Here is a 13,303-nt window from a genome sequence, read left to right as displayed (position 1 = left end):
ACCATCAGGAACCCATCGTGACGCGAGGTGTGGCCTGGACTGTCTGGCCCACCCGCTCGACCAGCAGAGCCATCTCGTAGCCCACCTGGCCGATATCGCAGGACGTGTTCGTCAGCACGGCCAGATAGGACCCGTCACCGACTGCCATGAGCAGTAGGTAACCGTGTTCCATCTCGACCACGGACTGCAGTACCGTGCCGCCTTCGAACAGGTTCGAAACGCCGACAGAGAGGCTGGCCAAACCTGCGGTCACGGCGGACAGCTGTTCGGCTCGGTCGACGGGCAATTGAGCGCTCGCGGCCATCAACAGGCCGTCCGCCGAAACCAGCACGGCATGAGCGACGCCCGGGACCTCGTTGGCGAAGTTCGAAACCAGCCAATCCAGCTGACGGTTCGTACCACCTAGATCGGGGTTCATCGGTCTCCTTTATCTCCGGTTAGGTTCATTGCTCCCATTGCGCGGCCATCCCGGACGCCCTGCTGGTGACGACTCAGACTTGACCTGATCGACTCTGGGTCGCGGCTCGGCGCCCGGTCGGCGCGCCCGATGACACCACCGGGTACCAGCCGATTGCCGGGATCACGCTGCGGCAATCCGGCTGCCGTCCGCTTCTCCGACGAGGTTTCCACCGCTCGTCGGGCAGCCTGCCAACCTTCGTCACCTGGGGATTCGAAGGAGGCGGCGACTTGGGACCGGTCCGGGTTGGGGTCCGCGAGCCACGCCGACATCATCTCGGCGAAGATCGGACTTCCCCCTTCCGACGGGCCGGGGTCGGCTGCGGGTTGCAGCCGGGTCTGGAAGAACGATGCCGTCTTCTGCGGATTCGACCGGTAGCTGTGGCGGCCGCGTTCGCGACCCTCACCGGATTCCGCATTCGCGTCCGCGGCGGAGCTGTCCCGCTGCGGCGCATGACGTCCGGGCAGGCTCAGGCCCGGGGTGGGTTCCGGCCGCGGCGGCAGACCGGCGCCCGGCTGCCGCTGTGGCAGGCCGCCCGCGGCCGGGGCACGCTGCGGCAGACCCTCATTCGACTCTCGTTGCGGCAGGCCGCTACCGGCATCGCGCTGGGGCAGACCGCCGATGCCCTCGCGCTGCGGCAGACCGCCACCGCGCTGCGGCAGACCGCTGCCCGAATCCCGTTGCGGGAGGCCACTACCCGCGTCCCGCTGCGGCAGACCGGCGCCGGCGTCCCGCTGCGGGAGGCCGCTGCCGCCATCGCGCTGCAGACCGGTGGGCGCACCCTCGCGCGACGGCGCGCCATTGGAACCCGGAGTCCGCTGCGGCAGGCCTCCGGCACCGCGCTGCGGCAGCTCGCCGTTGGACGACTCCCGCTGCGGCAGACCACCGTTCGCGGACTCCCGCTGCGGCAGGCCACCCTCGCGCGACGGGGCACCGTTGGTGCCCGGCGTCCGCTGCGGCAGGCCGTTGGCGCCGAGTTCCCGCGCCGGCAGGCTTGCCGCGGGCCGGTCTTCACCGGCAGGCCCACGCTGCGGCAGGCCGGACCCGCCGCGCTGCGGCAGACCACCCTCCCGCTGCGGCAGGCTCGAGCCCGAATCACGCTGCGGCAGACCACCTTCGCGCGGCGGCAGGCCGTTACCGCCGCCCGGCGGCCGCTGCGGCAGTCCGGTGGGACGGCCCGGTCGCGGCGGCTGACCCGCCGCACCCGGCTGACGCTTGAGCATATTGGCGGCCAGCCCCGAGGTCGGCTGCGCCGGAGCGGCGCCGCCACGCTGGGGCAGATTCGCGTTCGGCTGTGCCTTGGGCGACTGCGGTCCGTTGGCACCCGGCTCACGCTGCGGCAAGCCCGTGCCCGGCTCGGCATCGGCGAGCGGATGACGCGCGGTCGGTCCGTTGGCGCCCGGCTGCCGCTGCGGCAGCCCGCCCGAAACCGCACCGCCCGGCTGGCGCTGCGGGAGTCCACCCGCGGCCGAACCGTTCGCCGCGGCGGCGGCGCCGTTGGTGCGCACGGTGCGATCGTCTCCGGCATCCGCGGCCGGCGTGATCGGGATCGGCCCGCTCACTCCCGGGTCCACGGTGACCATCATGTTGCCGCTCGGAGTGCGGGTGACGCCGCGCATCTGCATCGACGACGCCGCGGACGGCCGCTGGGTCGGCACCGACATCTGCTCACCGGACTGGTCCGGCAGCGAGACCGTTCCGCCCGAGGGCGCCACGATGATCGCCTTGGGCACATGCACGGTGACGGTGACGCCCGGGTCGCGGGCGGTGTCGAAGGTCGGGCGCAGGCGCACGTTGAGGCCGTGCCGCTCGGCCAGCCGGCCGACGACGAACAGACCCATGTGGCGCGCGGTGTCCGCACCGACCTCGGCGGTTGTTTCCAGGCGCCGGTTGATCGATGCCATCTCGGCGGGCGGCATACCGATACCGCGGTCGGCGACCTCGATCAGCAGACCCTGATCGTGGGCCTGGGCGAAGGTGAACTTGACGTCGGTCTCCGGCGGCGAGGCGCGGAGCGCGTTGTCGAGCAGCTCGGCGAACAGGTGCGCCAGGTCGGAGGCGGCCGGTTCGGTGATGGCGCCGCGCGGGGTGGCGCCCAGCTTCACGCGCTCGTAGTCTTCGACCTCGGAGATCGCGGCACGCAGCACGTCGGCGATCTCGACCGGCGCGGACTTGCTGCGCCGCTGCCGGGTACCGGCCAGAATCAGCAGGTTGTCGCCGTTTCGGCGCATACGGGCGGCGAGGTGGTCGAGCCGGAAGAGGTTCTCCAGCAGGCGCGGGTCCTTCTCGTCGTACTCCATCGCCTCGATCAGCGAGAGCTGATGGTCGACCAGCGACTTCGACCGCCGCGCCAGGGTCTCGAACATATCGTTGACCTGGGTACGCATGGAGGCCTGATCGGCCGCCAGGCGCAGGGCCTGACCGTGGATGTCGTCGACCGCGCGAGCGAGCTGGCCGACCTCTTCCTCGGTGTGCACCGGCATCGGCTCGAGCGGCACGTCCTCGGGGCTGGCGCCGTCACGCAGGCGCGAGACCTCGTAGCCGAGGTCGTGTTCGGCGACGCGCAGCGCGGCCAGGCGCAGCTTGCGCAGCGGCACGATCATGGCCCGCGCGACCAGCACGGCGAAGATCAGCGCGGCCAGAATCGTCAGGACGACGATGACCGCGTACTGGATCGCGCCGGCCCGGGCGTTACCGGCCAGGTCGTTCACTCGGGACGTGATGTCCTGAGTCGAGGAACCGACGATCTTGGTGTAGCCGTTCAGGCTGTCGACCAGCGACTGCTTGATATCCATCAGCGGCAGCTGACCGACGTCGACGTTCGGCCCGCTGGTCATGGCGATCCGGTTCTGCAGCAAGCCGTTCAGCTCGGCGATCGTCGGATCGTTCTGGGGCAGACGCTTGGCCAGCAGGTCCAGCATGTACTTCTCGGTGTTGCCCGCGACCTGGAAGTCGTGCAGGCCGCCCTTGGCGTCACCGGTCAGGGTCTTGGCCGAGGCCGCGATCTCCTGGACCATCACCGCGCGGGTGTTCAGCGAGTCGACCAGGCGCAGCTTCGCCGCGTCCACGCCGGGGTCGGAGATGGTCGAGACGATCTCCTCGACCGTGCGGACGCTGTTCTGGCGGATCGCCTCTTCCTGGGCGATCGCGTCGGCGAGGACCGGCGAGGGCTTGGTGCCCTGATCGCGCACCGCCTGGGCGCCCTTGATCATCTGCTCGATCGCATCGCGCGCACCCGGAACACCGTCCAGCTTGGCCGTGGCCTTCTGCGCGGTCTGGATGGCGCCGTCCAGTCGTGTCAGGTCCGCGTCCTGAACCAGCGACTGGGTCGGGCTGATCGCGGCCATCTGGCCACCGGCGACCGTGGCCGCGGCACCACTCAGGCCGGTGACGGCCGGAATCGCCTCGACGTGCTCGACCGCCTGATCCAGGTGGCTCGAGTCACTGAACTCGGACGCGATCCTGGAAGCACCGAGCACCACCGCGACGAGCAGCGGCACGGCCAGCACGGCCGTAACCTTCCAGCGCAGGTCCCAGTTGCCGAGCGCCCAGCGCTTCCCAACGGGCCTAGCGGCGTCACGCATCTCCAACTCACTTTCCAAACTGGCCCCAGCCACGCGCCATCGGCGAGCCTCCACGATCGCACGCGCGGCTCGATAAGCAGAACGGGCCGGGAACTGCGGCTGGCCGAGAAATTGCGTCCATGACGGCCGAAATAGGTGACATGCGATTCTAACGGATCAATAACTTCTTGTGTGACCTCTTGGCAACCACCAGCCGTTGACCTGGCTGTTCCAGCCAAAATCAAAGGTCGCGGCGGCCGCCCGGACGTCGCGTGAAGTCTGCCACAATCAGGCTGATCTATCGAGGCGGGCATCGATGCGAGGCAGGGAGTCATACGGTTGAACGCGAAGCAGGAGTACCGGCCCACCTACCAGACCAGCCTGGTCGACCCGTCGGACTTCTGGCGCAGCGCGGCCGAGGCGATCAGCTGGGACGTTGCGCCCGAACAGATTCTCGACACCACGGCACGACCGACGGCTCGGTGGTTTCCCGATGCTCGCCTCAACACCTCCTACAACGCCCTCGATCGGCATGTGCGCGATCTCACATCGGAACCCGCCTCGACGAACGACGATACCGATACCGCCGCCGAAACGGGCATTTCCGAAAAAACGGGCGGTCGCGCGAACCAGCCCGCATTAATATATGACTCCGCTATGACGGGCGCCACAGCCGTCTATACCTATGCCGAGTTGCTGACTGAGGTCGCCCAATTCGCCGGCGCCATGCTCCGGCTCGGGGTGCGCACCGGCGATCGCGTCGTGATCTACATGCCGATGATCCCCGAGGCCGTGATCGCGATGCTGGCCTGCGCGCGGATCGGCGCGGTGCATTCGGTGGTCTTCGGCGGATTCGCCGCCCACGAACTGGCCGCGCGCATCGACGACGCCGAACCCGTTCTGATCGTCACCGCCTCCGGCGGCCTGGAACCGAACAAGCGCCTCGAGTACCCGCCGATCGTGCTGCAAGCGCTCGACCAGGTGCAGACCACCGCGCCGCGGAATGTGGTCGTGAAGCAGCGCGAGGGCTTTCCGACCATCCGGTTCGCCGCCCCGCAGCCGGCCACCGACACCCTGCCGGATTCCACCGCCACCGTCGCGGCCCGCTGGCTGGACTGGGAGGACACGGTCCGCGACGCGGAACCGGCTGATCCGGTGCCGGTGGCCGCGACCGATCCGCTGTACATCCTCTACACCTCCGGCACCACCGGAAAGCCCAAGGGCGTGGTGCGCGACAACGGCGGCCACGCGGTGGCGCTGGCCTGGTCGATGCGCAATATCTACGACGTCTCCCCCGGTCAGGTGATGTTGACCACCTCCGATATCGGCTGGGTGGTCGGCCATTCCTATATCGTCTACGCCCCGCTGCTGGTCGGCGCGACGACCGTCCTGTTCGAAGGCAAACCGATCGGTACGCCGGACTCCGGCACCTACTGGCGGCTGGTCGAGCAGTACGGGGTGCACGTGATGTTCACCGCCCCCACCGCACTGCGCGCGATCCGCCGCGCCGATCCCGAGGCCGCGCTCGCCCGCCGCCACGATCTGTCCTCGCTGCGCGCGCTGTTCTGCGCCGGCGAACGGCTCGACCCCGCCACCTACGAGTGGACCCGGGAGACGGTGCTGGCCGATCTGCCCGACTGCCCGGTGGTGGACCACTGGTGGCAGACCGAAACCGGCTGGCCGGTGTGCGCGAACCCGCTCGGTTTGCAGGAGCTGCCGATCAAACCCGGCTCGGCCTCGGTTCCGGTGCCCGGCTACCGGCTGCGCGTCCTCGACTACGAAGGCGATGCGGTGGCGACGGGCGCGGAGGGCAACATCGTGATCGGCCTGCCGCTGCCGCCCGGCTCGCTGACCGGCCTGTGGCGCGACGACGAGCGCTTCGCCCGCTCCTATCTCTCGGCCTACCCCGGGCACTACCTCACCGGCGACTCCGGCTATTTCGACGAGGACGGCTATCTGTACGTGCTCGGCCGCAGCGACGATGTGATCAATATGGCCGGGCATCGGCTCTCGGCCGGCGGCATCGAGGGCGCGATCTCGGGACATTCGGCGGTCGCGGAAACCGCGGTGATCGGCGTGCCCGACGAACTGAAGGGTCAGCTCCCGATCGCCTACGTGGTGCTCAAGAACGGGGTCGACATCGAGCTGGCGCAGTTGCGCGCCGAGATCATCGCCCGCGTCCGGGAGCAGATCGGCGCGATTGCGACGCTGCACGATGTGACGGTGGTACGGGCCTTGCCCAAGACCCGATCCGGGAAGATCCTGCGCCGCACCATCCGCCAGATCGCCTCCGGCGAGAACTGGGAGATGCCGGCCACCATCGAGGATCCGGCGGTGCTGATCGCGCTGGAGGATCAGCTGCTCGCCGGGACCGATCCGACCGCCGACACGGCGGCCGAGAACACGGCCGATCCGGCGGCGAGCACGAACGGCTCGAGTATCGGTTCCTGATCGGGGCACCCGAGCGTGGGGCGCGCGGTCCGAGCAGCCGGTTCAGAGTCTTCTCAGAATCGGTTCACCTACGCCCCAGACTCCGGCGATACCGTGCCGGACACGTACGTGCCGACGCACAGGGAGAGAGAATCATGCGCATTCGCGGATTTGCCGCAACCACGCTCACCGCTGCGGGCCTGGCCGCCGGGGCCGCCCTGCTGGTCCCCGCCACCGCATCGGCGGGCCCGACCGAACTGGTTGCGCCGCTGCTGAATTCGACCTGCAGCTTCGCCCAGGTCGACGCCGCGTTGCACGACAAGGCGCCGCAGCTGGCCTCGATTCTGGACAACAACCCGGACCAGAAGGCCGAGCTGAAGGCCAAATTCGATCAGCCGGTGGAACAGCGCCGCGCCGAATTCCAGCAGTATCTGGCTCAGCACCCGGACGAGGCGCAGCGCGCCCAGCAGGACCCGCGGGCCGCCGGCCTGAGCTCGACGATCCAGGAAGTCGCCGATTCCTGCCACAACTACTGATCCGGCCACCGGATCGGCAACTCGCGCGAGCCTCGGGCCACCCCCGGGGCCGCGCGGTCAAATTACACTGCACACCGTGGCGAGCAGCGAGAATCCGACGGTGCTGGTGGTCGACGACGACGAGGATGTGCTGTCCTCGGTGGAACGCGGCTTGCGACTGTCCGGATTCCGGGTGGTCATCGCACGCGACGGGGCCGCGGCGTTGCGCAGCGTGGCCGAACAGGCGCCCGACGCGATCGTCCTCGATATGAACATGCCGGTGCTCGACGGTGCGGGCGTGGTGACCGCGCTGCGGGCGATGGGCAACGAAGTGCCGATCTGTGTGCTCTCGGCACGCAGTTCGGTCGGCGATCGGATCGCCGGACTGGAATCCGGCGCGGACGACTATCTCGTGAAACCGTTCGTCCTCGCCGAATTGGTGGCGCGGATCCGGGCGCTGCTGCGCCGGCGCACCGATACGGCTCCCGCCGCGGCGCCGGGCTCGATCACCGTGGGTCCCTTGGAAATCGATGTGGCCGGCTATCGCGCCCTGCTGCACGGTAACGAAATCGAGCTCACCAAAAGGGAATTCGAACTGCTGTCCACGCTGGCCCGCAATGCCGGAGTGGTGTTGAGCCGGGAACGACTGCTGGAGCTGGTGTGGGGTTACGACTTCGCCGCCGACACCAATGTGGTGGACGTCTTCGTCGGCTATCTGCGCCGCAAACTGGAGGCCGACGGCACGCCCCGGCTGCTGCACACCATTCGCGGCGTCGGCTTCGTACTGCGGATGCCGAAATGACCGGCGCCCACGCCGAATCGATCCGTACCGGTGCGGGATGACCGGACCGCAACGGCGACGCTTCGGGCTGCGTCACTCCTATTCGCTGCGCACCAGGGTCGCCGGGGCGGCGGCATTGGGCGCGATCATCATCACCGCGGTCTTGAGCTGGGTGTCGGTGGTGGCACTGGGCCGCAACAATCTCGCCCAGGCCGACCAGGAACTGGCCATCGCCTCGCGCATCGTGCTGATGCAGCCGCTCATCGCGGTCGGGGTGCTGTCGCTGGTGACCCCGAACAAGGATATGGCGGTGACGGTCCGCGACCACGGTGAGATCATCGCCTCCACCAGCGTGCGCCTGCCGGCCGAGGACCCGGGTTCGCATACGGTCACGCTGGAGGGCACCCCGTTCCGGGTGCTGACCACGACCGAGAACCAGCCCGAGGGGCGGACCGTATCGATCGCGATCCCGCTGACCGACGCCTATCACACCATGTCCGAGCAGCGGCGCTGGGTGCTGTTCGCGGCCGGCCTGGCGGTGGCCGCGGCGGCCGGGCTGGGCTGGGTGTTCGGTGGCGGCGCGGTGCGCCCGATCCGGGATCTCACCCGGCAGGTCAGTGCGCGCAGTGGCACCAGCACGGCCGAGGTCCGGGTGGACGGATCCGGGGTCTTCGAGGCCGAAAAGCTCTCCGAGGCAGTGAATTCGCTGCTGGAGCGGGTGCAGTTCGCCCAGGCCGAAACCGCGGCGGCACTCGAGACGGCCCGCGATTTCGCCGCCGTCTCCGCGCACGAACTGCGCACCCCGCTCACCGCGATGCGCACCGACCTCGAGGTACTGCGCACCCTGGACCTCGACGAGCAGCAGCGCGCGGAGATCCTCGACGACCTCCAGCGCAGTCAGGGCCGGGTGGAGGCCACGCTGGCCGCGCTGGAACGGCTGGCCGCGGGCGAGCTGACCGACGAGCGCGACCATGTCGAAACCGATGTCGGTGATCTGGTCGACCACGCCGCCCACGACGCGATGCGCCACTTCCCGGAACTCACCGTCCGCATCGAGACCGATCCCGAACTCATCACCCGTGGCCTGCCGACCGGACTGCGCCTGGCCGTCGACAACGCGCTCACCAATTCCGCCCGTCACGGCGGCGCGACGCAGGCGCTGGTATCCGCGCATCGCCGCCCCGACGGCTGGATCGTGATCTCGGTCGACGACAACGGTGCGGGCATCCCGGCCGAGGAACGGCGCAGTGTCTTCGACCGCTTCATTCGCGGCGCCAACGCCACCAAGGGCGGCTCCGGCCTGGGCCTGGCACTGGTCGCGCAGCAGGCCCAATTGCACGGCGGCCGAGCCTATTTCGACGACGGCACCCTGGGCGGCGTACGCCTGGTGCTGGAATTGCCGGACCGTCCGATGCGGGCGGCGCCACCGCCGCAGAACTGAATCGTCCGCGATCCCTCACAGAACCCTCAGATATCCGCCAGTACGTGCGCATTCACCGCCGCTACCGTCGAACGGCGTGGCAGGTAGACGTTTTCGCTGGACAGTGCTCGGTGTGGTGACCCTGGTGGTCGCCGGTGCGGTGACAGGTGGGGTGATCGCCGCCACCCGCGGTGGCGCCGCGCCGACCGATATCGCGATCGTCAACGCGGATACCGGTCCCACCGGGGCCCGCATCGTGAAGGCACTCCAAGCCGAGAGCGACACCTGGACCGTGGCCGAACCCGGCGCGCGCACCGCCGACCACGCCGCGGTGATCACCCTGCCCGCCAACCTCAGTGCGTCGCTGGGCACCCTCGCCACGGCGCAGCCGCACCGGGCGCAGCTGACCGTGGCCGCCAACGAGCACGCGGACACCGCCGCGGTCGACGATGCGGTCGCGGCGGTGACGCGGCGAATCGCGGCCGCGGGCGTGGATCAAACCCTGGCCGCGGTCGCGAACGCGCGCGGTTCGATGCAGCAGGCCGCCTTCACCTCTCAGCTGCTCGACGTGGGCGTGCGGACGGCCTCCGACGCCGCTGGACAGTTCACCGGCGGCGCCCAGCAGATGCTGGGCTTCCTGGATTCCGCGAAATCCGGTGCGGCCACGCTGACTTCGCAGCTCGGCCAGGTACACAACACCCTGGGTCAGGCGACGAATCAGGCCGAGAACATGGCCGGCGCCTTCGATGCCACCGGGCTGACCATCGGGCAGATCAGCTCCGGCGCGAAGGCGATGAGCAGCGGACTCGACCAGGTCCTGCCGCTGCTGCGCGCGCTGCCGTTCGCGGCGGATCCTCAGGTCACCGACATCATCGGAAAGCTGGAGGCGCTGCGCTCGATCGCCGGCCAGACCGATACCCAGCTGGCGGGCGTGGCCCAGCTGACCGGTAGCAGTACCGATCCGAACACCGGTCTCGGCACCATCCTGCGCGATGCCGCGAACCGGCTGACCTCCGCCGCCGCCCAGCTGGACCAAGGCGCCGCCCTGGCCGGACAGATTCCGCAGCTCGCCGATCAGGCGACCGCACAACTGCAGGGTGCGCTGCAGGCGGTGATCGGCGGGGTCACCCAGATGCAGCAGATTTCGACGAATCTGACCGATCAAACCGGCAAGGCCCTCACCGCGTTACCGGCGCACAGCACATCCCAGCAGTCCGTCCTGGCGACGAATCTGTCCGATCCGGTCGAGATCGTCCGGCAGTGATCGGCGACTACTCGACGACGTTCAGCAGATCGATGACGAAGATCAGCGTCTTGCCCGACAGCGGGTGGCCCGAGCCCTCGGGACCGTAGGCCAGCTCCGGCGGGATGGTCAGCTGGCGGCGGCCGCCGACCTTCATCCCCGGAATACCTTCCTGCCAGCCCTGGATCAGGCCGCGCAGCGGGAAGGTGATGGATTCGCCACGGTTCCAGGACGAATCGAATTCCTCGCCGGTGTCGTAGGTGACGCCCACGTAGTGCACCTCGACGGTGCCGCCGGGTACGGCCTCGGCGCCCTCGCCCTCGACCAGATCGTGCACTTCCAGCGTGGTGGGCGCGGGGCCTTCCTGGAACTCGACTTCCGGCTTGGTCATGCGTCCTCTTCCGTTGCGATGGATAAATCGTTCTGCGGATAAACCAATAAAGAGTTCACCATAGCGTTGCTTGCCAAACCGTGTTCCACACGACAGTTGGATCGGCCGAATTCGGAGCCAGGGTGCAGGATAGGTTGCCGTGGCCCACGTGATCGATATCGTCGACCCCGGCGACCCTCGGGTCGCCGACTTCCGCGACCTCAACTCGGCCGACCGACGTCCCGACCTCCCGGGCGGAAAAGGCCTGGTCGTGGCCGAGGGCGTGGTGGTCGTGCAGCGCATGCTGGCCTCGCGTTTCCAGCCGTTCGCCCTGCTCGGGGTGGGCCGCCGCTTCGATCAGCTCGCCCCCGACCTCGCCGGTGTGGACATCCCTTACTACCGCGTCGGCGCCGAGGTGATGGCCGAAATCGTCGGATTTCATCTCAATCGCGGCGTACTTGCCGCCGCCTACCGCCCGCCGGAATTGCTGCCCGAGGAGATCTTGCGGACCGCGCGCACGGTCGCGGTGCTCGAGGGCGTCAACGATCACGAGAACATCGGCTCGATCTTCCGCAATGCGGCCGGACTCGGCGCCGACGCGGTGTTGTTCGGCGACCGCTGCGCCGATCCGCTGTATCGGCGCGCGGTGCGGGTGTCGATGGGCCACGTGCTGCGGGTGCCCTTCGCCTCGCTGCCGACCTGGCCCGACGGCCTGCACACCTTGCGCGAGCTGGGCTTTCGGATCATCGCGCTGACGCCGAATCCCGAGGCGGTGAATCTGGCGACCGCGATGACCGGCGACCGGGTGGCACTGCTGCTCGGCGCCGAAGGCCCCGGCCTGACCGAGGCGGCGATGCGCGCCACCGACATCCGCGCCCGGATTCCGATGACCCCCGGCACGGATTCGCTCAATGTCGCGACCGCGGCCGCGATGGCCTTCTACGAAAGGGTGCGGACATCGTGAATCGACCGCTCGGCCGCCCGGACAGCGAACCCACGCCGTGGGCGGCGGGGATCGCGGTGTCGGTCTTCGTCGCCGCGCTGACCGCCGCCGGGGTGTATTCGTTCGGTGTCGCACTGGCACATGTCCATTGGACGCTCGCGGTAGCCGTGAACGTGATCGCCGTCGCCGGTACCGCACCGACCGCGTGGCGCTGGCGCTACACCCCGGTCACCCGCTGGGTGCTCGCCGGACTCGGCGCCGGGGTACTCATCGGCTGGGTCGTTCTGCTGATCGATGCCGCGTCCTGACGTCTCGAGTCCTGACGCCTCGAAGGATTTCGCGATCACAACACGCGGTCGCGGCCACGCAACCAGCCGAACCAGCGCTTACTCGCCGGAATCGTCACCGACGTCGCCCGCGTCGCCGGTGGGGGCGCCTGCCCCGCGGGGTAGAGGCTGAAGCCACACACCTCGATCCGGTCCGGATGCAGAGCGTCGTCGGAAGACCCCGCCCGATAACGGAATCCGAGCCACTCCTCGTTCGCGGCGTCGGCGAATTCCGGCGGGTCGAACGGCAGGATCTGGGGATCGGGAAAATCACCGGGCCGCAGCCGGACCGGATGGTCGCCGGCCCAGTACGAGCGCTCCCACACCAGCGGCAGCCCTTCGTCCTCGACGATGTTCACCCGCGTGGCGCTGAAGGCGCGACGGAATTCCCCGCGCTCCCAATGCGCGAACGCACCCCAGCCCAGTGGGACGTCGTAGGACACCAGGTAGGTGTGCTCGGAGGCCAGCGGCCGGATCAGCAGTTCCGGCAGCCGGGTCGGATGGCTGCGCGCCGCCTGTACGGTGCAGACCACGGTGACCCCCGGATAGCAGCCGATGTACATCGAGCCGGGATCCGGTCCGGCCCAGACCTTCAGGGTGCCGGAGGCGGCGGGCACCACATCGTGGCCGGGATTGAGCTGTTTGGCCAGGGCGAGGGCGGCCTCCGGATCGGGATCGGGGTGTGAGCGCAGGACCGCAGCCGGGTCGGGGTCGTCGACGTACCAGATCGACGAGGCTGTGGATGGCACCTGCGACACCTCCCGAGCTCGGACGGGTAAGCGTGGTTACTCCCGAGCAAACGCGGGAGTCGAACCACATCCGCCGCCGCGGCCTGCTCGCTGTGCGCCCGACGAGAATCGGGCGCACACGAAAAATCTACTCCCCCAACAGCGGAAACATCGGCGCTTCTGACTTCTGCCGCGCGTGTCAACCCCCATTTCACACATTCCGGCGGCGACACGCCCGAACGAGGGTGATCAGCGAACCGCCGCACGAACTTCGCGGCGGAGACCGGTGGCCTCCACGGCGAACTCGACGTGGTTGCCCGGGATTCGGTGCCCGGCCGAGGATTCGGTGCCCGGAGGGCTCAGTGCCCGGAGCTACGGACGCCGAGCAGCACATCCTCCCAGGACGGCATCGGCGCCTTACCCCGCTTGGCCCGGGCCGGCTTCTGCGCGGCGGGCTTGGCGGCTTCCGGCTTGGCGCTCGCTGCCGCAGAGGTGGACTTCGCCGCCGGCGCCGGCTCCGGCTCCGG

11 protein-coding genes are annotated in these 13,303 nt (G+C 69.2%); 7 read left to right on the top strand and 4 right to left on the bottom strand.

What is annotated here, in order from left to right:
• Positions 1–4 precede the first annotated feature (4 nt).
• Complete coding sequence (locus tag NE2_RS09340) at positions 5–418, bottom strand: roadblock/LC7 domain-containing protein (RefSeq protein WP_011207200.1); 414 nt, start codon at positions 416–418, stop codon at positions 5–7.
• Positions 415–4,041 carry an ATP-binding protein gene (locus tag NE2_RS09335; RefSeq protein WP_084493927.1) on the bottom strand — a complete coding sequence of 1,209 codons (3,627 nt, stop codon included), beginning with the start codon at positions 4,039–4,041 and terminating at the stop codon, positions 415–417. Before NE2_RS09335 ends, NE2_RS09340 begins: the two co-directional genes overlap by 4 nt.
• A gap of 318 nt (positions 4,042–4,359) precedes the next feature.
• On the opposite strand from NE2_RS09335, the gene NE2_RS09330 reads away from it, so the two are divergent.
• The 5 genes from NE2_RS09330 (at position 4,360) to NE2_RS09310 (ending at position 10,430) form a co-directional block, all read left to right on the top strand.
• Positions 4,360–6,471, top strand: a complete 2,112-nt coding sequence (locus tag NE2_RS09330) for an AMP-binding protein (RefSeq protein ID WP_063025582.1) — start codon at positions 4,360–4,362, stop codon at positions 6,469–6,471.
• A gap of 134 nt (positions 6,472–6,605) precedes the next feature.
• On the top strand, positions 6,606–6,986 hold the full coding sequence (locus NE2_RS09325; protein WP_030513292.1) for a hemophore-related protein: 381 nt from the start codon (positions 6,606–6,608) through the stop codon (positions 6,984–6,986).
• A 76-nt stretch (positions 6,987–7,062) separates the two neighbouring features.
• Positions 7,063–7,767: a response regulator transcription factor gene (locus NE2_RS09320; protein WP_036523064.1), complete on the top strand. Its 705-nt coding sequence runs from the start codon at positions 7,063–7,065 to the stop codon at positions 7,765–7,767.
• 37 nt (positions 7,768–7,804) lie between these two features.
• Complete coding sequence (locus NE2_RS09315) at positions 7,805–9,187, top strand: sensor histidine kinase (RefSeq protein ID WP_063025581.1); 1,383 nt, start codon at positions 7,805–7,807, stop codon at positions 9,185–9,187.
• Positions 9,188–9,263: 76 nt separating this feature from the next.
• Entirely contained in the window at positions 9,264–10,430 is a 1,167-nt protein-coding gene (locus tag NE2_RS09310) for a YhgE/Pip domain-containing protein (RefSeq protein WP_063025580.1), read from the top strand.
• A gap of 7 nt (positions 10,431–10,437) precedes the next feature.
• Here the strand turns inward: NE2_RS09310 and NE2_RS09305 are convergent, their stop codons facing one another.
• On the bottom strand, positions 10,438–10,800 hold the full coding sequence (locus NE2_RS09305) for an FKBP-type peptidyl-prolyl cis-trans isomerase (protein WP_030513288.1): 363 nt from the start codon (positions 10,798–10,800) through the stop codon (positions 10,438–10,440).
• A gap of 139 nt (positions 10,801–10,939) precedes the next feature.
• On the opposite strand from NE2_RS09305, the gene NE2_RS09300 reads away from it, so the two are divergent.
• Together NE2_RS09300 and NE2_RS09295 are read left to right on the top strand one after the other, a co-directional pair.
• Positions 10,940–11,743, top strand: coding sequence for a TrmH family RNA methyltransferase (locus tag NE2_RS09300; protein ID WP_063018355.1), 804 nt, complete (start codon positions 10,940–10,942; stop codon positions 11,741–11,743).
• Positions 11,740–12,030 (top strand): DUF2537 domain-containing protein, encoded by a 291-nt coding sequence (locus NE2_RS09295; protein WP_030513286.1) that lies wholly within the window; start codon positions 11,740–11,742, stop codon positions 12,028–12,030. The genes NE2_RS09300 and NE2_RS09295 overlap by 4 nt, the downstream gene beginning before the upstream one ends.
• Positions 12,031–12,065: 35 nt before the next feature.
• Here the strand turns inward: NE2_RS09295 and NE2_RS09290 are convergent, their stop codons facing one another.
• Positions 12,066–12,797: a DUF6928 family protein gene (locus tag NE2_RS09290; protein WP_063909344.1), complete on the bottom strand. Its 732-nt coding sequence runs from the start codon at positions 12,795–12,797 to the stop codon at positions 12,066–12,068.
• Positions 12,798–13,303 lie beyond the last annotated feature (506 nt).

This window comes from Nocardia elegans NBRC 108235 (genome assembly GCF_001612845.1).
Taxonomy (GTDB): Bacteria; Actinomycetota; Actinomycetes; order Mycobacteriales; family Mycobacteriaceae; genus Nocardia; species Nocardia nova.
Note: the sequence above shows the minus strand (reverse complement) of the source record. Positions and strands in the feature narration are given on the sequence as shown.